The organism is Streptomyces sp. NPDC058576, assembly GCF_042718715.1.
In the GTDB taxonomy this organism is placed as follows: domain Bacteria; phylum Actinomycetota; class Actinomycetes; order Streptomycetales; family Streptomycetaceae; genus Streptomyces.
This window is the reverse complement of sequence record NZ_JBHXPF010000003.1, coordinates 106,001-129,820: the sequence shown is the minus strand read 5'-3', so window position 1 is coordinate 129,820 and position 23,820 is coordinate 106,001. Positions and strand designations below refer to the sequence as shown.

General features: G+C 72.2%; 21 protein-coding genes. 8 read left to right on the top strand and 13 right to left on the bottom strand.

Annotation, left to right across the window (positions count from 1 at the left end; genetic code table 11):
- Positions 1-278: 278 nt before the first annotated feature.
- The 7 genes from ACFWRV_RS03590 to ACFWRV_RS03560 all read right to left on the bottom strand — a co-directional run bounded on the left by ACFWRV_RS03590 (position 279) and on the right by ACFWRV_RS03560 (position 8,780).
- Positions 279-1,283: a sugar phosphate isomerase/epimerase family protein gene (locus ACFWRV_RS03590; RefSeq protein WP_384327571.1), complete on the bottom strand. Its 1,005-nt coding sequence runs from the start codon at positions 1,281-1,283 to the stop codon at positions 279-281.
- 13 nt (positions 1,284-1,296) lie between these two features.
- On the bottom strand, positions 1,297-2,454 hold the full coding sequence (locus ACFWRV_RS03585; protein ID WP_384327987.1) for a Gfo/Idh/MocA family protein: 1,158 nt from the start codon (positions 2,452-2,454) through the stop codon (positions 1,297-1,299).
- 149 nt (positions 2,455-2,603) lie between these two features.
- A complete protein-coding gene (locus ACFWRV_RS03580) occupies positions 2,604-3,638 on the bottom strand; it encodes a substrate-binding domain-containing protein (protein ID WP_384327569.1) in 1,035 nt (344 codons plus the stop codon).
- A gap of 91 nt (positions 3,639-3,729) precedes the next feature.
- Positions 3,730-4,782: an ABC transporter permease gene (locus tag ACFWRV_RS03575; protein ID WP_384327566.1), complete on the bottom strand. Its 1,053-nt coding sequence runs from the start codon at positions 4,780-4,782 to the stop codon at positions 3,730-3,732.
- Positions 4,779-6,302, bottom strand: coding sequence for a sugar ABC transporter ATP-binding protein (locus tag ACFWRV_RS03570; RefSeq protein ID WP_384327563.1), 1,524 nt, complete (start codon positions 6,300-6,302; stop codon positions 4,779-4,781). The genes ACFWRV_RS03575 and ACFWRV_RS03570 overlap by 4 nt, the downstream gene beginning before the upstream one ends.
- Positions 6,303-6,468: 166 nt before the next feature.
- Positions 6,469-7,650 (bottom strand): ROK family protein, encoded by a 1,182-nt coding sequence (locus tag ACFWRV_RS03565; RefSeq protein ID WP_384327562.1) that lies wholly within the window; start codon positions 7,648-7,650, stop codon positions 6,469-6,471.
- 170 nt (positions 7,651-7,820) lie between these two features.
- Complete coding sequence (locus tag ACFWRV_RS03560) at positions 7,821-8,780, bottom strand: beta-ketoacyl-ACP synthase III (protein ID WP_384327559.1); 960 nt, start codon at positions 8,778-8,780, stop codon at positions 7,821-7,823.
- Positions 8,781-9,045: 265 nt separating this feature from the next.
- Between ACFWRV_RS03560 and fdhD the strand changes: the two genes are divergently transcribed.
- Positions 9,046-9,894 carry a formate dehydrogenase accessory sulfurtransferase FdhD gene (gene fdhD, locus ACFWRV_RS03555; protein ID WP_384327556.1) on the top strand — a complete coding sequence of 283 codons (849 nt, stop codon included), beginning with the start codon at positions 9,046-9,048 and terminating at the stop codon, positions 9,892-9,894.
- A 65-nt stretch (positions 9,895-9,959) separates the two neighbouring features.
- Here the strand turns inward: fdhD and ACFWRV_RS03550 are convergent, their stop codons facing one another.
- Both ACFWRV_RS03550 and ACFWRV_RS03545 read right to left on the bottom strand, forming a co-directional pair.
- Positions 9,960-10,175, bottom strand: coding sequence for a DNA-binding protein (locus tag ACFWRV_RS03550; protein ID WP_384327553.1), 216 nt, complete (start codon positions 10,173-10,175; stop codon positions 9,960-9,962).
- A 25-nt stretch (positions 10,176-10,200) separates the two neighbouring features.
- A complete protein-coding gene (locus ACFWRV_RS03545) occupies positions 10,201-11,253 on the bottom strand; it encodes a bile acid:sodium symporter family protein (protein ID WP_384327550.1) in 1,053 nt (350 codons plus the stop codon).
- Between the two features lie 121 nt (positions 11,254-11,374).
- Here ACFWRV_RS03545 and ACFWRV_RS03540 point away from each other — a divergent pair, with 121 nt between their 5' ends.
- The 4 genes from ACFWRV_RS03540 to ACFWRV_RS03525 all read left to right on the top strand — a co-directional run bounded on the left by ACFWRV_RS03540 (position 11,375) and on the right by ACFWRV_RS03525 (position 15,931).
- Positions 11,375-12,298, top strand: coding sequence for a LysR substrate-binding domain-containing protein (locus ACFWRV_RS03540; RefSeq protein WP_384327547.1), 924 nt, complete (start codon positions 11,375-11,377; stop codon positions 12,296-12,298).
- 340 nt (positions 12,299-12,638) lie between these two features.
- Positions 12,639-14,438, top strand: coding sequence for an AMP-dependent synthetase/ligase (locus ACFWRV_RS03535; RefSeq protein ID WP_384327544.1), 1,800 nt, complete (start codon positions 12,639-12,641; stop codon positions 14,436-14,438).
- 81 nt (positions 14,439-14,519) lie between these two features.
- Positions 14,520-15,356: an aldo/keto reductase gene (locus tag ACFWRV_RS03530; protein ID WP_384327541.1), complete on the top strand. Its 837-nt coding sequence runs from the start codon at positions 14,520-14,522 to the stop codon at positions 15,354-15,356.
- A 107-nt stretch (positions 15,357-15,463) separates the two neighbouring features.
- The gene (locus tag ACFWRV_RS03525; RefSeq protein ID WP_384327537.1) at positions 15,464-15,931 is read left to right on the top strand and encodes an RICIN domain-containing protein; all 468 of its coding nucleotides are present in this window, start codon (positions 15,464-15,466) and stop codon (positions 15,929-15,931) included.
- Positions 15,932-15,956: 25 nt separating this feature from the next.
- Here the strand turns inward: ACFWRV_RS03525 and ACFWRV_RS03520 are convergent, their stop codons facing one another.
- A complete protein-coding gene (locus ACFWRV_RS03520; RefSeq protein ID WP_384327534.1) occupies positions 15,957-16,919 on the bottom strand; it encodes a class I SAM-dependent methyltransferase in 963 nt (320 codons plus the stop codon).
- Positions 16,916-17,926, bottom strand: coding sequence for an AraC family transcriptional regulator (locus ACFWRV_RS03515; RefSeq protein WP_384327531.1), 1,011 nt, complete (start codon positions 17,924-17,926; stop codon positions 16,916-16,918). Before ACFWRV_RS03515 ends, ACFWRV_RS03520 begins: the two co-directional genes overlap by 4 nt.
- A 111-nt stretch (positions 17,927-18,037) precedes the next feature.
- Between ACFWRV_RS03515 and ACFWRV_RS03510 the strand changes: the two genes are divergently transcribed.
- A complete protein-coding gene (locus ACFWRV_RS03510; RefSeq protein ID WP_384327528.1) occupies positions 18,038-18,970 on the top strand; it encodes an NmrA family transcriptional regulator in 933 nt (310 codons plus the stop codon).
- Positions 18,971-19,086: 116 nt separating this feature from the next.
- Positions 19,087-20,049: a LysR family transcriptional regulator gene (locus tag ACFWRV_RS03505; protein ID WP_384327525.1), complete on the top strand. Its 963-nt coding sequence runs from the start codon at positions 19,087-19,089 to the stop codon at positions 20,047-20,049.
- 37 nt (positions 20,050-20,086) lie between these two features.
- On the opposite strand, the gene ACFWRV_RS03500 is transcribed toward ACFWRV_RS03505, so the two are convergent.
- The gene (locus ACFWRV_RS03500; protein ID WP_384327522.1) at positions 20,087-20,392 is read right to left on the bottom strand and encodes a 4a-hydroxytetrahydrobiopterin dehydratase; all 306 of its coding nucleotides are present in this window, start codon (positions 20,390-20,392) and stop codon (positions 20,087-20,089) included.
- 117 nt (positions 20,393-20,509) lie between these two features.
- Here ACFWRV_RS03500 and ACFWRV_RS03495 point away from each other — a divergent pair, with 117 nt between their 5' ends.
- On the top strand, positions 20,510-21,367 hold the full coding sequence (locus ACFWRV_RS03495) for a helix-turn-helix domain-containing protein (protein ID WP_384327519.1): 858 nt from the start codon (positions 20,510-20,512) through the stop codon (positions 21,365-21,367).
- 71 nt (positions 21,368-21,438) lie between these two features.
- Here ACFWRV_RS03495 and secD read toward each other — a convergent pair whose 3' ends face one another.
- Positions 21,439-23,814 carry a protein translocase subunit SecD gene (gene secD / locus ACFWRV_RS03490; protein ID WP_384327516.1) on the bottom strand — a complete coding sequence of 792 codons (2,376 nt, stop codon included), beginning with the start codon at positions 23,812-23,814 and terminating at the stop codon, positions 21,439-21,441.
- Positions 23,815-23,820 lie beyond the last annotated feature (6 nt).

Genomic DNA, 23,820 nt, shown 5'->3' with positions numbered 1-23,820 from the left:
GGAGAGTGCCGGTTGTACGGGCGGGTGTAGCCGTGCCGTGCCGCGCGGGGACTGCCGCGCGTGCGTCACCGGGGACGGGAGCGACCCCGGTGACGCGAGTCATGTCGTGTACACGAAATGGACGGTAGACCTGTTCGTCCTCGACGGAAAGCCCTTGTGCAACAGGTAAGTCGAACTTCTGCTTCCGCCAGGACAAAGGAGTTTTCGGGCAGGGCGAGGCAGCCCCGGGGGCGGGGTCGGGTGGTGCCGGATCATCCCCCGGGGCAGAACCGTCCGTGCTACTCGCCGCCGCCGAAGGCCGCGTCGAACGAGGCGGACGGCGGGTCGAAGTCGAACCGCTTGAGGCTGGCAAGCGCTTCAGGGGCGCCGTGCAGCCGGTCCATTCCGGCGTCCTCCCACTCGACGGAGACCGGGCCCTCGTAGCCGATGGACCGGAGCATCCGGAAGACGTCCTCCCAGGGGACGTCGCCGTGGCCGGCGGAGACGAAGTCCCAGCCGCGCCGGGGGTCGCCCCACGGCAGGTGCGAGCCGAGGCGGCCGTTGCGGCCGTCGAGGCGTGTGCGGGCCTCCTTGCAGTCCACGTGGTAGATCCGGTCGCGGAAGTCGTAGAGGAAGCCGACCGGGTCGAGGTCCTGCCAGACGAAGTGGCTCGGGTCGAAGTTCAGCCCGAACGCGGGCCGGTGGTCCACTGCTTCGAGCGCGCGCTTGGTGGTCCAGTAGTCGTACGCGATCTCGCTCGGGTGCACCTCGTGGGCGAAGCGCACCCCCTCGGCGTCGAAGACGTCCAGGATCGGGTTCCAGCGCTCGGCGAAGTCCTCGTAGCCCCGCTCGATCATGTGCGGCGGGACGGGCGGGAACATCGCGACGAGGTGCCAGATCGAGGAGCCGGTGAACCCGATGACGGTGTCCACCCCGAAGGCGGCGGCGGCCCGCGCGGTGTCGGCGATCTCGGCGGCGGCCCGCTGCCGTACGCCCTCGGGCTCGCCGTCGCCCCAGATGCGGGCGGGGACGATGCCCTGGTGGCGTTCGTCGATCGGGTTGTCGCAGACGGCCTGTCCGACCAGGTGGTTGGAGATCGCGAAGCACTTCAGGCCGTACTTGTCGAGCAGTTGGTGCCGGGTGTCCAGATAGCCGGGGTCGGCCAACGCCTTGTCGACCTCGAAGTGGTCTCCCCAGCAGGCGAGTTCGAGTCCGTCGTAGCCGAAGTCGCGGGCGTGGCGGCAGACCTCCTCCAGCGGGAGGTCGGCCCACTGGCCGGTGAAGAGGGTGAAGGGGCGGGGCATGGGCGGCAGCCTCCTAGGACGAGGACGGGACCGGGGTGTGGACGGAGTTCTTGGCGGCGCTCTCCTCGACGGCGGCGAGCACCCGCTGCACTTGGAGGCCGTCCGCGAACGACGGTACGGGCGCGGCCCCTTCGGCGATCGTGCGGACCACGTCGCGGGCCTGGTGGACGAAGGTGTGCTCGTAGCCGAGGCCGTGGCCCGGCGGCCACCAGGCCTCCAGGTAGGGGTGCTCGGGCTCGGTGACGAGGATGCGGCGGAAGCCCGCGGTCGCGGCGGGTTCGGTGTGGTCGTGGAAGGACAGCTCGTTGAGCCGCTCCAGGTCGAAGGCGAGCGAGCCCAGCTCCCCGTTGATCTCCAGGCGCAGGGCGTTCTTGCGCCCCGCCGCCATCCGGGTCGCCTCGAAGGAGGCCAGCGCGCCGGAGGCGAGGCGGCCGGTGAAGATCGCCGCGTCGTCGACGGTCACCTCGCCCCGCTCCACGGTGTCGGCGCCGCCCGAGAGCCCGGCCGACGCCCCGGCGAGCAGGGGCCTCTCGCGTACGAAGGTCTCGGCCACGGCGGAGACGCCGGTGAGCAGCTCGCCCGACAGGTACTGGGCGAGGTCGACGATGTGCGCCCCGAGGTCCCCGAGCGCGCCGGAGCCGGCGTGCTCGCGCTTGAGCCGCCAGGTGAGCGGGGAGGCCGGGTCGACCAGCCAGTCCTGGAGGTAGGTGGCCCGCACATGGCGCAGGGGGCCGAGCCGCCCCTCCGCGATGAGCTGCCGGGCGTAGGAGATCGCGGGCACCTTGCGGTAGTTGAAGCCCACCATCGCCACCTGGCCACGGGCCGTGGCCGCCTCAGCGGCGCGGACCATGGCCTCGGCCTCGGCGACGTTGTTGGCGAGCGGCTTCTCGCACAGGACGTGCTTGCCCGCCTCCAGCGCGGCGATGGCGATCTCGGCGTGGCTGTCGCCGGGGGTGCAGATGTCGATCAGCTGGACGTCGTCCCGGGCGATCAGGGCCCGCCAGTCGGTCTCCGCCGCCGCCCAGCCGTGCCTGGCGGCGGCGGCGTCGACCGCCGCACGGTCGCGTCCGCAGATCGCGGCGAGAGCGGGTCGCAGGGGCAGGTCGAAGACGTGTCCGGCGGTGCGCCACCCCTGGGAGTGGGCGGCGCCCATGAACGCGTATCCGACCATGCCGACCCCGAGCGTTCCCGGCGCCTGCTGGGGCGGCGGGGCCGGGGCTTGCGTTTCCGACTCTTGACTACGGGCCATGCGGACTTCCTCCTCGTCGGTGTGCGGTAACGGGCCGGGGGACGCGCTCTCCGCATCCCCCGGAGTCCCGGTCAGTTGAAGCCCGTCGGCAGGTACTGGTCGATGTTGTCCTTCGTCACGACCGCGGAGTACAGGGTCAGGGAGGTCGGGATCTCCATCTCGGAGAGGCCGCTGACGCCCTTGGACTGGCCGAGTGCCCGGGCCAGGTCGATGGCGGACGCGGCCATCGTCGGCGGGTAGAGGACGGTCGCCTTGATGACCGAGTCGTCGGCCTTGATGGCGTCCATCGCGGACTTGGCGCCGGCGCCGCCGACCATGATGAACTCGTCGCGGCCCGCCTGCTTGATGGCGCGCAGCGCACCGACGCCCTGGTCGTCGTCGTGGTTCCACAGGGCGTCGAACTGCTTCTGCGCCTGGAGGAGTTGGGCCATCTTGGCCTGGCCGGACTCGACGGTGAAGTCGGCGGCCTGACGGGCCACCAGCTTGATGTTGGAGTAGTTCTTGAGGGCGTCGGCGAAGCCCTGGCTGCGCTGCTTGGTGAGCTCCAGGTTGTCGATCCCGGCGAGTTCGACGACCTTGGCGTTCGGCTTGTCCTTGAGCTGCTCGCCGATGTAGTGCCCGGCGTTGAGGCCCATGCCGTAGTTGTCGCCGCCGACCCAGCAGCGGTAGGCCTGCGGGGAGGCGAAGATGCGGTCCAGGTTGACGACCGGGATGCCCGCCTTCATCGCTTCCAGGCCGACCTGGGTGAGCGCCTTGCCGTCGGCGGGGAGGACGACGAGGACGTCGACCTTCTTGTTGATGAGGGTCTTGACCTGGCCGATCTGCGCGGCGGTGTCGTTGGAGCCCTCGGTGGTCTCCAGGGTGACGTCGGAATACGTCTCCGCCCGGGATTTCGCGTTCACGTTGATCGCGTTGAGCCACCCGTGGTCGGCCTGCGGTCCGGCGAAGCCGATGGTGACGGCCTTGCCGGGCTTGTCGTCGGCGGGGGCGCTGTTGGCCGCCGACTCGGTCTTCTTCGGCTCGTTGCTGGTACAGGCGGTGAGGAGCGCGCCCGCGGAGACGGCGGCGGTTCCGAACAGCAGCCCTCTGCGGCTGGTTTCTGGCATGACGGTCTGACCCTTCATCCGGTGGGTGCTACGAGGTGCGGGTGCGGGGGGTTCGTATCGGTGCCGGGGGTGTCCGGGGTGGTCGGGCCGCTCAGGTCTCCCGGCCGCGCATGGTGCGGCGCTGGACCAGGACGGCGGCGACGATGATGGCGCCCTTGGCGATCTGCTGGACGTCGCTCTGGAGGTTGTTGAGCGCGAAGATGTTCGTGATCGTGGTGAAGATCAGGACGCCGAGGACGGAGCCGACGATGGTGCCCCGGCCGCCGCTGAGCAGGGTTCCGCCGATGATCGCGGCGGCGATGGCGTCGAGCTCGTACAGGTTTCCGTTGGTGTTCTGGCCGGAGCCGGCGAGCACGATGAGCATGAAGGCGGCGATGCCGCAGCACAACCCGGACAGCAGGTAGAGATACAGGCGCTGGCGGCGGACGTCGATCCCGGCGAGCCGGGCGGCCTCCGCGTTGCCGCCGACGGCGACCGTGCGGCGGCCGAAGGTGGTCCGGTTGAGGATCAGCCAGCCGACGATCGTGACCACGGCGAACATGATGACCAGCGGCGGGATCCCGAGGATGTAGGAGTCGGGCAGGCCGAGGTCCAGGACCGAGTCCACGGTGACGATCTGGGTCTTGCCGTCGGTGATCTGGAGGGCGAGTCCGCGGGCGGACGCCAGCATGGCCAGGGTCGCGATGAACGGGACCATGCCGCCGTACGCGATGAGGACGCCGTTCACGAGTCCTGCGGCGAGACCCACGATCACCGCGGTGAACGCGATGCCCGCGAAGCCGTACTCCTGGGTGGCCAGGGTCGTCGCCCACACCGAGGCGAGGGCGACCATCGCCCCGACGGAGAGGTCGATGCCGCCGCTGATGATGACGAAGGTCATGCCGACGGTGACGACACCGATCACGGAGGCCTGGGTCAGGATCAGCTGGAGGTTCCCGGTGTCCAGGAAGGCGTCCGGCTCGGTGATGCCGCCGACCAGGACCAGCGCGGCGAGGACGCCGAGCAGGGACAGGATCCGGACGTCGAGCCGCAGACCGAGAGCCGGCCTGCCACCGCGCGACTTCGAGGGCGGCGTGTCGGAGGGGGCGGCGATGGCCCCCTTGTCCGGCCCGTTGTGCTGCGCCGACGGGGCGGGCTGTGTCATGGCGTCGGGCTCCCTTCCATCACGAGGTCGAGTACGCGGTGCTCGTCGAGCTCCTGGGCGGGGGCCGTGTGGACCACTTCGCCCTCGCGGAGGACCAGCACCCGGTCGGCGAGGCCCAGGACTTCGGGCACTTCGCTGGAGACGAGCAGAACGGCGAGGCCTTCGTCGGCCAGCCGGCGGATCACGGCGTAGAGCTCGGCGCGCGCGCCGACGTCGACGCCACGGGTGGGTTCGTCCAGCAGCAGGACCCGGCAGCCGCGCAGCAGCCAGCGGGCGAGCACGGCCTTCTGCTGGTTGCCGCCGGAGAGGGTGCGGACGGCGGCGTCCGGGTTGTCGGGCCGCATCTGCAGTTCGCGCGTGGCGCTCTGCGCGGCCTTCCGCTCCCCGCCCCGGTCGATCCAGCCGATCCGGGCGAAGCGGGAGAGGGAGGAGACGGAGACGTTACGGGTGACCGACTCGGTCATCAGCAGGGCCTGCGCCTTGCGTTCCTCGGGCGCGAGACCGATGCCCGCGGCGACGGCGGCGCGGACGCTGCCGGGGCGGAGCTGCTTGCCCGCGACGGTGACGGTTCCGGTGCTCGCCTTGCGGGCTCCGTAGATCGTCTCCAGGATCTCCGAGCGCCCCGAGCCGACGAGTCCGGCCAGACCGACGATCTCGCCGGGGCGCAGTTCGAGGTCCACGGGGGCGAACTCGCCCTTGCGGGACAGGCCTTGGACCCGGAGCACGGGTTCGGCGGTGGCAGTAGCCGGCTCCTCGGGGCGCGGCGGGAAGACATAGGCGACGTCGCGGCCGGTCATCATGGCAACGATGTCGCGGGTGGGGGTGTCGGCGGCGGGCAGCCCGACGGCCACGGTCCTGCCGTCCTTGATGACGGTGACCCGGTCGCCGATGCGGCGGATCTCCTCCAGGCGGTGCGAGATGTAGACGACGGCCACCCCGTCGGCGGTGAGGCCCTCGACGATACGGAAGAGGTTGTCGACCTCGTCGGGGTCGAGGGCGGCCGAGGGCTCGTCCATCACGATGAGCCGTACGTCGTGGGAGAGCGCCCGCGCCATGGAGACGATCTGCTGCTGGGCGGCGGAGAGGTCGCCGACGTGCCGGCCGGGGTCGATCTCCGGGTGTCCGAGGCGGGCCAGCAGCGCTTTCGCGGCGGTGCGCCCCTCCCCCGTACGGACGATGAAGCCGGCGCTGGTCGGCTCGTGGCCGAGGAAGACGTTCTCGGCGACCGACAGCCCCTCGACCAGGTCGAGTTCCTGGTAGATGGTCGCGATGCCCAGGCGCATGGCGGCGATCGGCGACTTGAGCTGGACCTTCTCGCCGCGCCAGGTGATCTCGCCGTCGTTGGGCTGGTGGGCTCCGGCGAGCACCTTGATGAGGGTGGACTTGCCCGCACCGTTCTGGCCGAGGAGGCAGTGGACCTCGCCGGCCTGGACTTCCAGGTCGACGCCGTCCAGGGCGCGGACGCCCGGGAAGAGCTTGGTGATGCCGGACATGGTGAGCAGGGGTGGTTCTGGTGCCATGACGAAATCCCCTCGGCGAATGGGGTCTCCCCTGCTCGGGCGGTGCCGAGGGGCCGGGGAGGGCCGGTTGAGCGGACAGGGCGCAGGGCTGGAGGTGCCGTGGAGCCGGCGGCACCGCGAACGGCTGCTGACGGGGTGGTTCCGTGGTGCGTGCTGCGGCCTGGGGTCAGGCCGGTGAGAAGAGGTGGTCGCTGATGAGCCGGGCCGCGCCGATCACTCCGGCGGTGGGCCCCAACTCGCCCAGCACGATGGGGAGATTGCCGGTGGCCAGGGGCAGGGACTGCTTGTAGACCTGGGTACGGACACTGGCGAGGAGGTTGTGACCGAGGCCGGTGACCCCGCCGCCGATCACCACCAGACCGGGATTGAAGAAGCTGACCAGGCTCGCGATGACCTGGCCGAGTCGGTTGCCGCCTTCGCGGATGAGGTCGAGCGCGGCGGCGTCGCCGGCCGCGGCGGCGGCCGCCACGTCGGCCGCGGTGAGGCGGCCCACCGCCTCCAGCCGGACGGCGAGTTCGGGTGAGCGGCCCTCCCGGGCGGCGTCCTCCGCGTCGCGGGCGAGGGCCGCGCCGCTGAAGTGGGCCTCCAGGCAGCCCTTGTTGCCGCAGGCGCAGGGCCGGCCGTCCGGGTCGACCTGGATGTGCCCGATGTCCCCGGCGCTGCCGGTCGTACCGCGGTAGACCTCACCGCCGACGACGATGCCGCAGCCGATGCCCGTACCGATCTTGACGCAGAGGAAGTCGCCCACGGAACGGGCGACGCCCGCGTGCTGCTCCCCCATCGCCATGAGGTTCACGTCGTTGTCGACCATGACGGGGCAGCCCAGCTCCTGGCTGAGCGCCTCGCGGACCGGGAACCCGTCCCAGCCGGGCATGATCGGCGGCGCGACCGGCACGCCCTCGGGGAAGCGGACGGGGCCGGGGACCCCGATGCCCGCGCCGTCGAAGCCCTCGGCGAGCCCGGAGGCCCGCAGTTTGGCGGCCAGCGACAGGACCTGCTCGAAGACGGCTACGGGTCCCTCGCGCACGTCCATCGGGTGGTTGAGGTGTCCCAGTACCTCCAGCTCCGCGTTGGTGACGGCCACGTCTATCGAGGTCGCGCCGATGTCGACGCCGAGGAAGCGCAGTTCGGGGGCGAGCCGGATGTTGTGCGAGCGGCGCCCGCCGCGCGACGCGGCGAGTCCGTCGGCCACCACCAGACCGGTCTCCAGCAGCCGGTCCACCTCGACGGCGAGCTTCGAGCGCGACAGCTCGACCTGATCACCCAGTTGCGCACGGGAGTTGGGGCCCCCGTCGCGCAGCAGCCGGAGCAGCCGTGCCTGATGCGCGTTCGCGGGTCGTGCCGTCATACGTCTCACGCGTCCCTCCCCGCCACATCGGCCAGTCCGTCGGGCTTTCGAGGGGAACGTAGCAGCGCTTTCCCGGAGTGGGAAGAAGTTGCGCAGGAATCCGCCCCAACTTTTTCCACACTCAGGACAAAGATGGTCGAGGAGGGGTCACGAAGCTCCGCGGAGGGCGGTCAGGGGCAGCGGATGACCTGGCCCGCGTAGGAGAGGTTCCCGCCGAAGCCGAAGAGGAGGACAGGCGCGCCCGAGGCGACCTCGCCGCGCTCGACCAGCTTGGACAGCGCCATCGGGATGGAGGCGGCGGAGGTGTTGCCGGAGTCCACCACGTCCCGGGCGATGACGGCGTTGACCGCGCCGATCTTGCGGGCGACCGGCTCGATGATCCGCAGATTGGCCTGGTGCAGGACGACCGCGCCCAGGTCCTCCGGGGCGATGCCCGCCTTCTCGCAGACCCGGCGGGCGATCGGGGGGAGCTGGGTGGTGGCCCAGCGGTAGACGGACTGCCCCTCCTGCGCGAAGCGCGGCGGCGTCCCCTCGATGCGGACCGCGTTGCCCATCTCCGGCACGGAGCCCCACAGCACCGGTCCGATGCCGGGCCCGTCCGGGGTGTCGGGGGCGGACGGGTCGGCGGTGACGACCGCGGCGCCCGCGCCGTCGCCGAGCAGGACGCAGGTGGAGCGGTCGGTCCAGTCCGCGATGTCGGCCATCTTGTCGGCGCCGATGACCAGCGCCCGGGTCGCCGCACCGGCCCGGATCGCGTGGTCGGCGGTGGCCAGCGCGTGCGTGAAGCCGGAGCACACCACGTTGATGTCCATCACGGCGGGCGAGCCCATGCCGAGCCGGGCCGCGACCCGCGCCGCCATGCTCGGGGACCGGTCGATCGCGGTGGAGGTGGCGACGAGGACCAGATCGATGTCCGAGGGCGCCAGACCGGCCGTGGCCAGCGCCTTGGCTGCCGCGTGCGCGGCCATCTCGTCCACCGGCTCCCCTGGGCCTCCCACGTGACGGGTCTTGATACCGACCCGGCTGGTGATCCACTCGTCGCTCGTGTCGACCATGGCCGCCAGATCGTCGTTGGTGAGCACCTTGGCGGGCTGGTAGTGGCCGAGCGCCACGACACGTGAGCCGGTCATACGGGTTCCCATCGTCGGGTAGGGCAGGAAACATCCAGTCTTGGTCGCTACCGCCGGGTACGGGGGCACGTGATCCCACAGGAATCGGGCCCACACGTTGGAGCGTTGACAACAGCCTGGTCAGCGTGCTGTACCGGTGGCCGCGACACGCCGGTGCACGTGCCGGACAATGACCCGGAGAATGAGGGGGTCCGGTTTCGGCTTGTGCGCCGGGACGGAAACAGCCGCACGAACAGCCGCACACGACAGAATCGGGTTCAGCTCTATGGGACGGGTCACCGAACGCCGCCGCACCCTCCGCATCCGGGACGGTGCCGTCTCCGCCCGCGCGGACACCCTGGTGGCGGAGGAACCCCTGGAGATCCGTCTCAACGGCCGGCCGCTGGCCATCACCATGCGGACGCCGGGCGACGACTTCGCGCTGGCCGCGGGCTTCCTGGTCAGCGAGGGAGTGATCGCCGAGGGGGACGAGGTGCAGTCGATCGTCTACTGCGCCGGCGCGACGGCGGACGGTGTGAACACCTACAACGTGGTGGATGTGCAGCTCGCACCCGGAGTCCAGGTCCCCGACATCACGCTGGAGCGCAACGTATACACCACGTCCTCGTGCGGCCTGTGCGGCAAGGCCAGCCTGGACGCGGTACGCACCACGACCCGGCACCCGGTGGCCGACGCTCCCCCGGTGCGGGTCACCCCGGAGCTGCTGTCCGTCCTGCCGGACCGGTTGCGGGCCGCGCAGCGGGTGTTCGACCGGACGGGCGGCCTGCACGCCGCCGCCCTGTTCTCCGAGGAGGGCGAGCTGCTGGACGTACGGGAGGACGTGGGGCGGCACAACGCGGTCGACAAGCTGGTGGGCCGGGCGCTGACGGACCACCGGCTGCCGCTGTCGCGGGCCGTTCTGCTGGTGTCGGGGCGGGCCTCGTTCGAGCTGGCGCAGAAGGCCGTGATGGCGGGGATCCCGGTGCTCGCGGCGGTCTCGGCGCCGTCGTCGCTGGCCGTGGACCTGGCGGCGGAGAGCGGACTGACGCTGGTCGGCTTCCTGCGCGGACCGTCGATGAACGTGTACGCGGGTGAGCACCGGATCGCGCTGGAGGCGGCAGCCCCGCAGGGCTGAGACGGGGCGCCCGTACGGACGACGGGGGCGCCCGTACGACGGGGGAGTCGGTACGGGGCCGTCGCTCACTCCCCCGCGAAGGCCAGGCCCTCCGCGGCCAGCGCCTCGCGGAGCACCCTGACCGCCTTCGGGCCGACCCCGTGGAGCGCCAGCACCTCGGCCGCGGTCACGGTGGTGAGCTGGTCGAGGCGGGTATAGCCCGCCGCCCGCAGGGCGCCGCGGGCCGGGTTGCCCGCTCCGTGCGGAAAGTCGTCGGCCGGCGTGCCGCTCTCGTCACTCATGGCCTCTGCTCTCCCTCGCTGCGGACTACCGGTTCACCGTAACCGCCCGGTCCGACAGCGGCCCGGAAGCGGCTCCCGCCGGGTCGTCCCGGAACGGAGGCTCCACGGGATCGCGCGAGCGGCGCTTGGCGATGACCGCGCAGACCATCAGCTGCATCTGGTGGAAGAGCATCAGGGGCAGCACGGCGAGGCTCGCGTGCGCCCCGAAGATCACGCTCGCCATCGGCAGCCCGGCCGCCAGGCTCTTCTTCGACCCGGCGAACTGGATGGCGATCCGGTCCGCCCGGCCGAACCCGAGCCGCCGTGCCCCGTACCAGGTCAGGGTGAGCATCAGCGCCAGCAGGACCGCCTCGGCGGCGAGCAGCGCGCCGAGCCGGGCCGGGGTGACCTGGTGCCAGACACCGGCGACCATCCCCTGGCTGAACGCGGTGTAGACGACGAGCAGGATGGACCCCCGGTCGACCAGGCCGAGGACCTTCCTGTGCCGGGTGAGGAAGCCGCCGACCCAGCGGCGCAGCAGCTGTCCGGCGAGGAAGGGGACGAGCAGCTGGAGCACGATCTTCAGCAGGGAGTCCGCCGAGAATCCGCCCCCGGTCGAGCCGAGGAGCAGTGCGGCGAGCAGCGGGGTCACGAGGATCCCGGCGAGGCTGGAGAAGGATCCGGCGCAGATCGCGGCGGGCACGTTGCCCCGGGCGATCGAGGTGAAGGCGATGGAGGACTGGATCGTGGAGGGGACCAGGCACAGGAAGAGGAAGCCTGCCTGGAGCTCCGGCGTCAGCACGTACGGCACCAGTCCCCCGCTCGCCAGCCCCAGCAGCGGGAAGACGACGAAGGTGCAGGCCAGGACGGTGAGGTGCAGGCGCCAGTGCTTGACCCCGTCGAGCGCCTCGGCGGTGGAGAGCCGCGCCCCGTAGAGGAAGAACAGCAGGGCGACCGCACCGGTGGAGGCCCCGCCCGCCACGTCGGCGGCGGTCCCCCGGGCGGGCAGCAGCGCCGCGAGGGCCACGGTGGCGGCGAGCGCCAGGAGGTAGGCGTCGACCGGCAGCCAGGACGGCAGTCGCGGGATACGGCGGGACATGTGCGGGGGTGCTCCGGAGGTAGGCGATCCGTTTCGGCGTCCATCCTGCTCCTGTACGGCGCCATCGGGCATCGGGCATACCGCTCTGACTGTCATCACGGTTCTCGATAACGTGCACCCTATGAACGCGCACTCCATGAACGCGCACCGGCCGGACGCCACGTACGACCCCGCCCAGCTGCGTACCTTCCTCGCCGTCGCCCAGACGCTGAGCTTCACGCAGGCCGCACGCAGGCTCGGGATCCGTCAGTCCACGGTCAGCCAGCACGTCCGGCGGCTGGAGGAGGCGGTCGGGCGGCAGTTGTTCGCCCGGGACACCCATCGCGTCGATCTCACGGACGACGGCGAGGCGATGCTCGGCTTCGCGGGGTCGATCCTGGCGGCCCACGAGCGGGCGGCGGCGTTCTTCGCGGGGACCCGGCTGCGCGGGCGGCTGCGGTTCGGAGCCTCGGAGGACTTCGTGCTGACCCGGCTCCCCGAGATCCTGGAGTCCTTCCGCCGCGACCATCCGGAGGTAGAGCTCCAGCTGACCGTTGAGCTGTCCGGGACGCTGCACCGGCAGCTCGCGGCGGGCCGGCTGGATCTGGTGCTGGCCAAGCGGCGGACCGGGGACACCCACGGCGAGCTGATGTGGCAGGACGCGCTCGACTGGATCGGGGCGCCACAGGTGCGCCTCGATCCGGAGCGCCCCGTACCGCTGGTCGTCTTTCCGCCACCGGCCATCACCCGGGCCCGCGCCCTGGAAGTGCTGGAGGAGCACGGGCGGGCCTGGCGGATCGCCTGCACGAGCACGAGCCTGAGCGGTCTGGTCGCGGCGGCGCGGGCGGGCCTGGGGGTGATGGCGCACTCCCGGGGGATGGTCCCGCCGGGGCTCGTGCCGGTTCCGGCCAGAGCAGGGCTGCCGGAGCTCGGCGGAGTCGACTTCGTCCTGCTGCACGGGGACCGGCGGGGCGCGGCCCAGGAGGCGGCCGGCGCGCTGGCCTCGGCGATCCTGACGGGCGGCGACCGGCTGCACCGCGGGACGGGTGGCGGGGAGGCGCCTTAGCCGCTGTCCGGGCCTTTGGTGGGCGCGGTGGCACGCCGGTCGCTGTGGGTCGGTGGTCGGAGTGGTCGGGGCGGTCCCGGTGGCGGGGGTGGCGCAGTGGTCGCCGCGGTCGGATTCGGTGGAGATTCCGGCGCGAGCCGCTTACCCCTCGGTCAGAACTGGACCGGCCGTGCGCCCGAGCCTTGCCCATCTGGCCGGATTTCGACGGTTGACCTGTGTCGACGGCCACGCGTACGGAGGTTTCGGACCTCTCCCGCCGGGCCCCCGCTTGGGGTAGCGTCGCGGCGCTGTGCGGAGCGCCACGAGGAGCATGTCATTGCGCGATTTCACTGTCCCACCCATGGCGGCGGCGCCTCAAGTCGGCGGTCTGGCCGATGTGGTCTTCGACTACGCGGAGGACGACCCGCACCGCGTCGCGCTCGGCCGCAAGGACGCCCGGGGCCAGTGGCGTGATGTGACCGCCGGGGACTTCCGCGATGCCGTGCTGGCCCTCGCCAAAGGGCTGATCGCGCACGGAGTGCGGTTCGGCGACCGGGTCGCCCTGATGTCCCGTACGCGGTACGAGTGGACGCTCTTCGACTTCGCGCTCTGGACCGTCGGGGCCCAGTCGGTGCCGATCTACCCGACCTCCTCCGCCGAGCAGGTCCTGTGGATGCTGCACGACGCCGAGGTGGTGGCGGTGATGGTCGAGCACGAGGACCACGCGATGACCGTCGGGTCGGTGATCGACCGGCTGCCGCATCTGAAGCGGCTGTGGCAGCTGGACGCCGGAGCGGTGGACGAGCTGCTCGGGGCGGGCGCGGGGATCGACGACGAGGTGGTGCAGCGGCACCGGCGCGCGGTGACGCCCGACTCCGTGGCGACCGTCATCTACACCTCGGGGACGACGGGCCGCCCCAAGGGGTGTGTGATCACCCACGCGAGCTTCATGTTCGAGAGCGACACGATGGTCTCGCGCTGGGAGCCGGTGTTCCATTCCAAGCCGGGCGACGAGGCGGCCACCCTCCTCTTCCTGCCGCTGGCCCATGTCTTCGGGCGGATGGTCGAGATCGCCGCGATCCGTGGCCGGGTCAAGCTCGGCCACCAGCCGGAGCTGTCCGCGAACGCGCTGATGCCCGACCTGGTGACGTTCCGGCCGACGTTCATCCTGGCGGTGCCGTACATCTTCGAGAAGGTGCTCAACGGGGCCCGGCGCAAGGCCGAGGCGGAGGGCCGGGCCGGGCCGTTCGACAAGGCCGTCGACATCGCGGTGAAGTACGCCGAGGCCCTGGAACTGAAGGCGTTCGGGGACGGTCCCGGCCCCTCGGCCGCGCTGCGGATACAGCACCAGTTCTTCGACAAGGTCGTGTACAAGAAGGTCCGCGACGCGATGGGCGGCCGGGTGCGGCACGCGATGTCGGGCGGCTCCGGCATGGACCGCCGGCTCGGGCTGTTCTTCGCCGGCGCCGGGGTGACGGTGTTCGAGGGGTACGGGCTCACCGAGTCGACCGCGGCGGCGACGGCGAATCCGCCCGAGCGCACCCGCTACGGGACGGTCGGGCAGCCGATTCCGGGGACGTCGGTGCACATCGCGGACGACGGCGAGGTGTGGGTGCACGGGCCGAACGTGTTCTCCGGCTATCTGGGCAACCCCGAGGCCACCCGGGCGGTGCTGCGGGACGGCTGGCTGGCGACCGGGGACCTCGGTGCGCTGGACGAGGACGGCTATCTGACGATCACCGGGCGGAAGAAGGAGATCCTGGTGACGTCCGGCGGCAAGAGCGTCTCCCCGACCGGTCTGGAGGAGCGCGTACGGGCGCACCCGCTGGTGGCGCAGTGCATCGTCGTCGGCAACGACCGCCCCTACATCGCGGCGCTCGTCACCGTCGACCAGGAGTCCGTGGACCACTGGCTGTCGATGCAGGGCCGCACCCCGCTCGGCCCGGCCGACCTGGTGCGGGACCCGGACCTGGAGATGGAGGTCCGCCGGGCGGTGGTGGCCGCCAACACGGCGGTGTCCCAGGCCGAGTCCATCCGTACGTTCCGGATCCTGGCCCATCCGTTCACCGAGGAACTGGGGCTGCTGACACCGTCGCTGAAGCTGAAGCGGAAGGCGATCGAGACGGCGTACGCGGTCGAGGTCGACGCCCTGTACCACTGACCCCGGGCCGTGGGAATGCCTCGGCCCGCCCGGTCGTTGTCGTGGGGAGTTATCAACCGACGACGTTAGGATCGACCGCTCGTGAGCCAGGTCCCCTCCATCACCCTCAACAACGGCCTCGACATGCCGCAGCTCGGTTTCGGTGTCTGGCAGGTGCCGGACGACGAGGCGGAGAAGGTGGTCGCCACGGCCATCGAGACCGGGTACCGGAGCATCGACACCGCCGCGGTCTACGAGAACGAGACGGGCACCGGCAAGGCCATCGCCGCGTCCGGCGTCGCCCGCGAGGAGCTGTTCGTCACCACGAAGCTGTGGAACAGCGACCAGGGCCACGACAGCACGCTGCGCGCCTTCGACGCCTCGCTGGACAAGCTCGGCCTCGACTACGTCGACCTGTACCTGATCCACTGGCCGGTCCCGGCGAAGGACGCGTACACCGACACGTACAAGGCGTTCGAGAAGATCCTCGCCGACGGCCGCGCGAAGGCCATCGGCGTGTCGAACTTCCACCCCGAGCACCTGAAGCGGCTGCTCGCCGAGACGTCCGTGGTCCCAGCTGTCAACCAGATCGAGCTGCACCCGCAGCTCCAGCAGGCCGAGTCCCGCGCCTTCCACGCCGATCACGGCATCGCCACCGAGGCGTGGTCGCCGCTGGGCCAGGGCAAGGGCCTGCTGGAGGTGCCGACGGTCGTCGCCATCGCCCAGAAGCACGACCGCACCCCGGCCCAGGCGGTGCTGCGCTGGCACCTGCAGACCGGCAACATCGTGATCCCGAAGTCCGTGACCCCGTCGCGGATCGAGGAGAACCTCGACGTGTTCGGCTTCGAGCTGGACGCCGACGACCTCGCCGCCTTCGCGGCCCTGGACGAGGGCAAGCGGCTCGGCCCCGACCCGGCGGAGTTCCACGTCGGCGCCTGAGCGCGTCCGGCAGTCCGGCGCCCCTGCCGTGATCACGGCAGGGGCGCCGTCGTCGGCCGCGTGACGGCCCGGCGGCAGTGCACACGTCAACCGGGGAGACCAGGAACATGAGCGGCGAACTCGCGCCCGTCGTCGAGGCGGGCCCGTACCGTCTGCGCAACGTCGGCAGCGGGCTGGTGCTGGAGGTGTACGGCGCGGCCAAGGGCAGCGGGGCCCGGGTCCAGCAGGGGAAGGACGACGGGACGGCGGCGCAGGTGTGGCGGCTGTCCCCGGTGCACGAGGGCGCGGCCCTCTTCCACCTGGTCAACGAGCACAGCGGGAAGCGGCTGGACGTGGCCAATGCCGACACGGTGAACGGCACCCGGATCCAGCAGTGGAAGGCCAACAACTTCGGCGCCCAGGAGTGGCTGATCGAGCAGCACCCGGAGGCCCCCGGAACGGTGACGCTGGTGAGTTTCATCAGCGGGCTGGTCATGGAGGTCGCGGACCGCTCCACCGAGGCCGGGGGCACGGTTCAGCAGTGGGAGGACACCGACTCCCCCTTCCAGTGGTGGACGTTGGAGCCGGCGGGGTAGCCGGAGCGGTGACCCTCCGCGTCGGCTACCGCTCGCGTCGTCCCAGGTGGACCGTGCGGGCGGTGAGCAGATGGACGTCGGGGCGGTGGTGGAGGCCTTCGGGGTCCTCGGGGTCCAGCAGCCGGTCCAGCACGGCACTGTCCTCGGCCGTCAGCAGCTCGCCGAGCACCTCGCGCTCGCGGGCGATGCTCGCGACGACGTGGTCGCGGACCGGGCGGGAGAGCGGGGCGGGCAGGTCGAGGAGGAAGCTGCGGGTGCCCTGCGGGGCGAGGCCCACCGCGGTGAAGAGCGCGCTCCAGTCCTCGATCTCCCGCTTCGCGCCGGGGAGTTCGGATCGCATGTGCTCGAAGCGCGTGGCGGCGGCCGCGCCCATGCGGGCCTCCAGACCGGGTTCTCCGATCCCGATGTCGCGGGGCAGCCGCCGGGTGGGCAGGCCGCCCTCGACGAGCGCGACCGTCCCGCCGGCCCGCAGAAGCCCGGCGAAGCCCGCCAGCGCGGCGCGCTGATCGCCCAGGTGGTGCAGGGAGTTGCCCGCCCAGATCAGATCGGCCTCGCCCAACCGGTCGAGGTCCGCGGGCAGTTCCGCCTCCAGGGTCTGGAAGCGGTCGATCACGCCGAGACGTCGCGCACGGTTCTTCGCGCGTTCCAGGAGAGCGGGCGTGGCGTCCACAGCCACCACCTCGGCCTCCGGGAAGACCTCGGCCAAAAGGCACGAGACGACGCCGGGGCCGCTGCCGATGTCCAGGACCCGGCGGACCTTCGGCGCGGTGGGCAGGGCGGCGATCCAACGCGCCGCCTCCTCGTACTGCGCGCCGTTGAGTTCCGCCTCCTGCTCCAACAGGGGACCGAGAACGTCCCAGTCGATGTCCGTCGCCGGAGCGCCCCCCGATCCATGCGCGGGGGCATGGGCATGGCCGTGGGCATGTGCCTGTACGGGGGTGGTGGCGGCGTGCGCGTCGTGGTGGCCGTGACCGGCGTGGCTGCTCATGGGGCCAGCCTCCCCGGAAGGGGTTCCGGCGGCAAGGTTCGTTGCCGGTCCGGCAAATCGAGGTGGTTTCCCGGCGTACCGCCGCGGTACTCCTGCGGGCTGACCCCCCTGACCCGCTTGAACGCGGCGCTGAAGGCGAAGGGCGCGCTGTAGCCGACCTTCCGGGCCACGGCCTCCACCGTGGCGTCGCTCTCGCGCAGCAGGTCGGCCGCGACGGCGAGCCGCCAGCCGGTGAGATACGCCATCGGCGGCTCCCCGACCAGCTCGGTGAACCGGCGGGCCAGGCCGGCCCGGGACACCCCTGCGCGAGCGGCGAGCGAGGCGACCGTCCAGGGGTGCGCCGGGTCGTTCTGGAGCAGCCGGAGCGCCGCGCCCACGACCGGGTCGCCCATCGCGCGGTACCAGGCGGGAGCACCGGCCCCGGGCCGCGCGAACCAGGCGCGGAGCACGGCGATGAGCAGCAGGTCCAGCAGCCGGTCCAGGACGACGCGCTGGCCCGGCTCGTCCTGGGCGATCTCCGCGTCGAGCAGGTCCAGCAGCGGCCGGGTCCGCGCGTCGGCGGGGACCGTGAGGAGCGGGGGCACGGCGTCCAGCAGCCGGCGGCTGATCTCGCCGTCCAGCAGGTAGGTGCCGACGAGGACGGCCGTGGCGCCGTCGGCCGCGTTTCCCCAGGTCCGTACGTTCAGCACCATGTCCTGCGAGAGCGGGCGGCCGTGCAGCGTCGTACAGACACCGCCGGGCCCGACGAGGGCGTGGGGTGTCGTCCCGGGCGCGTCGGCGACGGTGTACGGATCGGGGCCGCGGACCACCGCGATGCCCCCGGGACCGAGCAGGACCGGTTCGCCTCCGTCGGACGGGACGATGCAGGCCGTACCGCGCCGGACCGACATGAGGCAGATCGGCGCCCGGTCCTCGACCCGTACCGCCCAGGGCGGCTCCATCACCATGCGGAGCAGAAACGCGCCCCGGGCCCGAGGCCCGTCCAGGAGTCCGGCGAGAGCGTCCATGGCCGCCAGCGTAGACGCGTGGCCGCCCGGAGGCGTGGCCGTGGACTCAGGCGTAGGTGCCTGAGCCTTTGGAGCATGTCCGGGCGGGGGCGGGCCCGGGAGCCTGGAGCCATGACGGAGAACACGTACACACGACGAGACGACGGCAACAGCAACGACACCGGCACCGGCACCGGCACCGGCACCGCCGAACGCGACGGGCGAGGCGTGGGACGGATGACGGGAACGGTCCTGGTGACGAGCGGAACGGGCAAGACCGGCCGACGGGTGACCGAGCGGCTGGCCGCCCTCGGAGTTCCGGTCCGCTCGGGTTCGCGCACGGGCGACGTGCCGTTCGACTGGCAGGACGACACGGGCTGGACGGCGGCCCTGGACGGCGCGCAGGCCGCCTATGTGGCGTACTACCCGGACCTGGCGGTGCCCGGGGCGGCGGAGGCGATGGCCGCCTTCGGGCGGACCGCGGCCGCGTGCGGGGTGCGCAGGGTGGTGCTGCTGTCGGGGCGCGGCGAACCGCGGGCGGTCGTCGCGGAGGAGGCGCTGCGCGGGGCCGCCGGGGCGGTGGAGGTCACGGTCGTCCGGTCGGCGTTCTTCGCGCAGAACTTCAGTGAGGGCGCGCTGCTGGACGGCGTGCTCGGCGGCGAGCTGGTGTTCCCCGCGGGCACGACGGCCGAACCGTTCCTGGACCTCGACGACCTGGCCGACGTGGTGGTGGCCGCGCTGACCGGGGACGGGCACGCGGGGGCGGTGTACGAGCTGACGGGACCGCGGTCCCTGACCTTCGAGGAGGCGGCCGAGGTGCTGGGCCGGGCGACGGGCCGGGCGGTGCTGTACGTGCCGGTGACCGGGCCCGCGTACGCCTCGCTGCTGGCGGAGTTCGGGGTGTCCGAGGCGGAGGCCGCGTTCCTGGCCGAGCTGTTCGCCACGCTGCTGGACGGTCACAACGCGGCGACGACGGACGAGGTGAAGCGGGTGCTGGGGCGGGAGCCGAAGGACCTCGCCGACTTCGCCCGCGAGGCCGCCGCGGACGGTGCCTGGCACGGCTGAACCGGAACGCCGTACCCCGCCGGCCTGCCCGGCGGAGTACGGCCCGTGTACACCGACCGAACGATAGGCGGAGCAGGCGTATTGCCGGGCTGCGTCCGGGCCCATAACTTGCCCTTATGGAGCTGGAGTTGCGCCATCTGCGAACGGTCCGTGCGATAGCCGACACGGGCAGCCTCACCAAGGCCGCCGCCACGTTGGGGCTTGCCCAGCCCGCTCTCAGCGCTCAGCTGCGGCGGATCGAGAAGGCCCTGGGCGGCGCTCTCTTCGACCGTGACCACACCGGAGCCCGTGCCACCCCGCTCGGCGAACTGGTGCTGGAACGGGCCCGGGTGGTGCTGCCCGCGGTCAGTGAACTCCAGGCGGAGGCCGTGCGGTTCGCCAATGCCAGGGGGGCGCTGGACCGGTTCCGGCTGGGCGGCACCCACGGTCCGCTGCTCGGCGGTCTGGTGGACCGGATGGCCGCCGCGCACCCGGCGGCGACGGTGTCGACGTACACCTCGTGGTCGGTGGACGAGATCGCCTCGCTGGTGATCGACGGGCGGCTGGACTTCGCGCTGATCGGGACGTGCGGCGAGAGTCCGCCGCCGCTGGCGGACCGGCTGGTCTGGGAGGTCGTCGGGGTGGACCCGGTCTTCGTGATGCTGCCGGATGACCACCCCCTGGCCGGCGAAGCGGAACTGGACCTGGCCGCGCTCGCGGACGAGTGCTGGGCGGACGTGCCGGGCGACGGCTGCTTCGCCGACTGCTTCACCGCGGCCTGCGCGCGGTCCGGCTTCACCCCGGTGTCGGTGTACGAGACGGACACCTCGTCCGTCGTCCATCTGGTGCAGGTGGGGCGGGCGATCGGGCTGTGCCGGGCGACGTTCCCGCCGACGCCCGGCCTGGTGACCAGACCGCTGGCCGGTGCGCCGCTCAGCTGGCGTCACCTGGTGGGCCGGCATCCGCGCTCCCCCGCCGCCGACGCCGCGGCGGGGCTGGTGGCGGGCGCGACCCGCGCGGCGTACGCGGAGGCGGTCTCGCGCAGCCCGAGCTACGCGCAGTGGCTCGGCGCGCACCCGAGGTTCGGCACGGTGGCCTGAGCCGGAAGGACGGTGGGCCGTTCGGCTCGGCCGGAGGCTATTCGGCCCCGTGTGCCGGGGCGGCGGCCGCCACCTGGGCGGCGAGCGCGAGGTCCTTCTCGGTGATCGCGCCGCCCGCGTCGTGCGTGTGGACGGTGAGGGCCACCGTGTTGTAGCCGAGCGTCAGGTCGGAGTGGTGGTTCAGCTCGTCCTGGATCCGCGCGATGTGGACCGTCAGCGCGGCGGCGGCGAAGTGCGAGGGCAACCGGAAGGTCCGGGTGATCCGGTCGCCTTCCAGCGCCCAGCCGGGCAGGCTCTCCAGCCGACGGTCGATCTCGGTCGGCGACAGCGGTTCGGCGCTCATGGCACGGCTCCCGTGGGTCTCGGTGGAACGTGGATCGACGTGTGCGTCACAGCGGGCGGGGGCGGTCCGTACCGGCGCGGCCGCCGTCCGGCCCGCTCGTGACGTTACGGTCTTGGCATGACAACTGTCTTGCCCGACACGGGAGTGGGGCCACTACTGCGGGACTGGCGGGAACAGCGGCGCATCAGCCAGTTGGAGCTGGCCCTGCGCGCGGACTCCTCGGCCCGCCACATCTCGTTCATCGAGACGGGCCGCTCCCGGCCCAGCGAGGACATGGTCCTGCGACTGGCCGAACAGCTGGCCGTACCGGTCCGTGAACGCAACGCCCTTCTCGTGATCGCCGGTTACGCGCCCCGCTATCCGCAGACGCCGCTCGACGACCCCGCGATGGCTTCCTTGCGCGAGAGCCTCGACCGGCTGCTCGCGGCGTACGAGCCGTATCCGGCGCTCGTGGTGGACGGCACCTACGGGGTGGTGGCGGCCAACCGGGGTATCGCGCTGATGCTGGACGGGGTGTCGGAGAAGCTGCTGACCCCGCCGGTGAACGCCATGCGGCTGACCCTCCACCCGGAGGGCCTCGCCCCGCGCATCGTGAACCTCCGGGAGTGGCGGGCGGACCTGCTGGCGCAGATGGACCGTCAGATCGCACTCGAACGCTCACCCGCGCTGCGCGAGCTGCACGACGAGGTGGCCGCGTATCCGGCCCCCTCAACGGAAGGCGGCACGGACCGCGCCGGCGGGCACGGCGGCCGTGGCCGGGCGGCGGGCGCTACGGACCGGAGGCGGGCCGCCGCCGCGTTCGCGCTGCCGATGCTGCTCGAACACGGCGGCCGGGTGCTGTCGTTCGTGTCGTCGATCGCGACGTTCAACACGCCGATGGACGTGACGGTGGCCGAGCTGGCCATCGAGACGTTCCTGCCCGCCGACCGGGAGACCGCCGCCTATCTGCACGCCCACGTAGCCCCTGGCGCCTGAACCCGGCGGCTGCGCCCGTCGCCCCGGCGGTAATGCCGGGGCGACGGGCTGCCCGGGGGCACGGGATCACCTCAGACGCGCGCCCCGTTGTCGAGCGGGTCGCGCCGTGCCGCACCGGCCTTCCCCCGCGACGCGCCCTTGCCCTTCCCCGGTGCGGGCGGCGGGGCCTTCGTGGTCCGTTCCAGGACCAGGGCTCCGGGTACGGCGGTGAACACCGAGGACCAGGTGCCGACGGCGATGCCGATCAGCAGGGCGAGCGCGAAGTCGGCGAGCGAATCGCCGCCGAGTACCGCGAGGGCGGCCAGGATGAACAGGGCGCCCATCCCGGTGTTCACCGTGCGCGGAACGGTCTGCAGGACGGCCCGGCGGGCGATGGTGTCCAGCGGGCTCCGCCGGTTCGCCCCCCACAGTTCCCGTACCCGGTCGAAGACCACCACGGAGTCGTTGACCGAGTAGCCGATGACGGTGAGCAGGGCGGCCAGGAAGATGCCGTCCACCGGTCGCCCCAGCCAGGCGAAGGCCCCCACCACCAGGATCACGTCGTGCACCATGGCCCCGACCGAGGCCACGGCGAACGTCCAGCGGAACCGGGCCGCCAGATAGGCCAGTTGTACGGCCACCGCGACGCCCAGGGCGATCAGCGCGTTGCGGCGCAGTTCGTCGCCGAGACTCGGGCCGATCAGTTCGTCCCGGACCTTCGTCGTCTCGCCGCCCTCCTCGGCGAGGGCAGCGCGCAGGGCGTGTTCGCCGTCGTTGTCGAGCTTCCCGGTGCGCACCGACAGGTCGCCGTCGCCCGCCGTCGTGACCTCGGCGTCGCCGAACCCGGCGGCGGTGAGCGTGTCCCGGGCCGTCTCGACGTCGACCGGGCGGCTGGTGGAGTACTCGACCAGCCGGCCACCGGTGAACTCGACGCCCAGATCGACCCCGCGCACGACGATCCCGGCCACCGCGACGGCGACCAGGGCCGCCGAGACGACGAGCCGGCGGACCGGTTCGCGGAAGAGCCGCGGGTCCTTGCGGACCAGCCAGGTCCGTACGGCGCCGGGGCGCCCGATGCCGTTGACGCCCCGGTAGTCGCTGACGAAGCGGGAGTTCGCGGCGATCTCCGTGAGGGCGCGGGCGATGACCAGCGCGGAGAACATCGAGGCGACGACCCCGATGGCGAGGGTGACCCCGAAGCCCTTGACCGGGCCCGAGCCCAGGAAGAAGAGCAGTCCGGCCGCGATCAGCGTGGTCGCGTTGGAGTCGGCGACCGCGCTCCACGCCTTCTGGAACCCGGTGGTCAGCGCGGAGCGCAGGGAGCGTTTCGGCCGCTCCGCGCACTCCTCCCTGGCCCGTTCGAAGACCAGGACGTTCGCGTCGACCGCCATCCCGATCGCGAGGACGAATCCGGCGAGCCCGGGAAGGGTCAGCGTGACGCCGAGGGCGACGAGGGCGGCGTACGAGATCACTCCGTACGCGCCCAGCGCCACGGCGGCCAGCGCGCCGAAGAGGCGGTAGACGACGGTGATGAACAGCGCGGTGGCGGCCGCTCCGATGAGGGCCGCCCGCGCGCTCGCGTCGATGGCCGCCGCGCCGAGCGTCGGGCCGACGGTCCGCTGCTCGACGATCTCGACGGGTACGGGCAGGGCTCCGCCCTTGATGAGCAGCGCCAGGTCGCGCGCCTCGTCCGCGCTGAACGACCCGGTGATCCGGGTGGCCCCCGACGGCAGTCCGGCCCGGCAGCCGACCGACGGGTCGACCTGCGGCGAGGAGATGACCTTCTCGTCGAGGACGATGGCGACCCTCCGCCGGTCGTCCCCGGCGGGATGGCACGCGGCCTCGCCGGTCAGCTTCTTCCAGTCCTGCCCGGCGCCCTCGCGGAACTCCAGCGACACGCTCCAGCCCGCTCCGCCCTGCGCGTCGATCGCGGCGGTCGCGTCCTCGACTCCGGCGCCGGAGAGCCGGGGTTCGCCGAGGGCGAGCAGACGGCCCTGCTCGTCGGGGAGGGCCAAGCGGTCGGGCGTCGGGTCGGAGGTGGGGTCACCGGAGGAGTCGCCGGTGGAGTGGCCGGTGGAGTCGGGGGGCGGGGTCTTCTCCTCCGGTTGCCCCTCCCCCGGGCCCTCGACCGCGTGGAACGTGAGCTGCGCCGTCCGGCCGATCACCTCGGCGGCCTGGCGCGGGTCCTGGACGTCGGGCAGTTCGACGATGATCCGGTCCTCGCCGGACCGGGTCAGGGTCGGTTCGGAGACGCCCAGCGAGTCGATGCGCTGCCGCAGCACCTCCAGGGTGCGGTCGGTGGTCTCCCGGTCCGCCTCGACGGTGGCGGTGTCCCGGGCCTGGAGCACGATACGGGTGCCGCCCTGGAGGTCGAGGCCGAGTCTGGGCGACATGGTCAGGGTGATGAAGACGGAGACGAGCAGGACGGCGGCAGCCAGAACCGCTCGCACCGTGGTGGCGCGAGTCATGGAAAC

Coding starts and splice junctions, on each gene's coding strand:
- ACFWRV_RS03580 (WP_384327569.1), bottom strand. CDS start 3,638: ATGCCAGAAACCAGCCGCAGAGGGCTGCTGTTCGGAACCGCCGCCGTC.
- ACFWRV_RS03505 (WP_384327525.1), top strand. CDS start 19,087: ATGGAGCTGGAGTTGCGCCATCTGCGAACGGTCCGTGCGATAGCCGAC.
- ACFWRV_RS03540 (WP_384327547.1), top strand. CDS start 11,375: ATGAACGCGCACTCCATGAACGCGCACCGGCCGGACGCCACGTACGAC.
- secD (WP_384327516.1), bottom strand. CDS start 23,814: ATGACTCGCGCCACCACGGTGCGAGCGGTTCTGGCTGCCGCCGTCCTG.
- ACFWRV_RS03570 (WP_384327563.1), bottom strand. CDS start 6,302: ATGGCACCAGAACCACCCCTGCTCACCATGTCCGGCATCACCAAGCTC.
- ACFWRV_RS03585 (WP_384327987.1), bottom strand. CDS start 2,454: ATGGTCGGATACGCGTTCATGGGCGCCGCCCACTCCCAGGGGTGGCGC.
- ACFWRV_RS03590 (WP_384327571.1), bottom strand. CDS start 1,283: ATGCCCCGCCCCTTCACCCTCTTCACCGGCCAGTGGGCCGACCTCCCG.
- ACFWRV_RS03525 (WP_384327537.1), top strand. CDS start 15,464: ATGAGCGGCGAACTCGCGCCCGTCGTCGAGGCGGGCCCGTACCGTCTG.
- ACFWRV_RS03535 (WP_384327544.1), top strand. CDS start 12,639: ATGGCGGCGGCGCCTCAAGTCGGCGGTCTGGCCGATGTGGTCTTCGAC.
- ACFWRV_RS03560 (WP_384327559.1), bottom strand. CDS start 8,780: ATGACCGGCTCACGTGTCGTGGCGCTCGGCCACTACCAGCCCGCCAAG.
- fdhD (WP_384327556.1), top strand. CDS start 9,046: ATGGGACGGGTCACCGAACGCCGCCGCACCCTCCGCATCCGGGACGGT.
- ACFWRV_RS03520 (WP_384327534.1), bottom strand. CDS start 16,919: ATGAGCAGCCACGCCGGTCACGGCCACCACGACGCGCACGCCGCCACC.
- ACFWRV_RS03550 (WP_384327553.1), bottom strand. CDS start 10,175: ATGAGTGACGAGAGCGGCACGCCGGCCGACGACTTTCCGCACGGAGCG.
- ACFWRV_RS03515 (WP_384327531.1), bottom strand. CDS start 17,926: ATGGACGCTCTCGCCGGACTCCTGGACGGGCCTCGGGCCCGGGGCGCG.
- ACFWRV_RS03545 (WP_384327550.1), bottom strand. CDS start 11,253: ATGTCCCGCCGTATCCCGCGACTGCCGTCCTGGCTGCCGGTCGACGCC.
- ACFWRV_RS03510 (WP_384327528.1), top strand. CDS start 18,038: ATGACGGAGAACACGTACACACGACGAGACGACGGCAACAGCAACGAC.
- ACFWRV_RS03500 (WP_384327522.1), bottom strand. CDS start 20,392: ATGAGCGCCGAACCGCTGTCGCCGACCGAGATCGACCGTCGGCTGGAG.
- ACFWRV_RS03565 (WP_384327562.1), bottom strand. CDS start 7,650: ATGACGGCACGACCCGCGAACGCGCATCAGGCACGGCTGCTCCGGCTG.
- ACFWRV_RS03495 (WP_384327519.1), top strand. CDS start 20,510: ATGACAACTGTCTTGCCCGACACGGGAGTGGGGCCACTACTGCGGGAC.
- ACFWRV_RS03575 (WP_384327566.1), bottom strand. CDS start 4,782: ATGACACAGCCCGCCCCGTCGGCGCAGCACAACGGGCCGGACAAGGGG.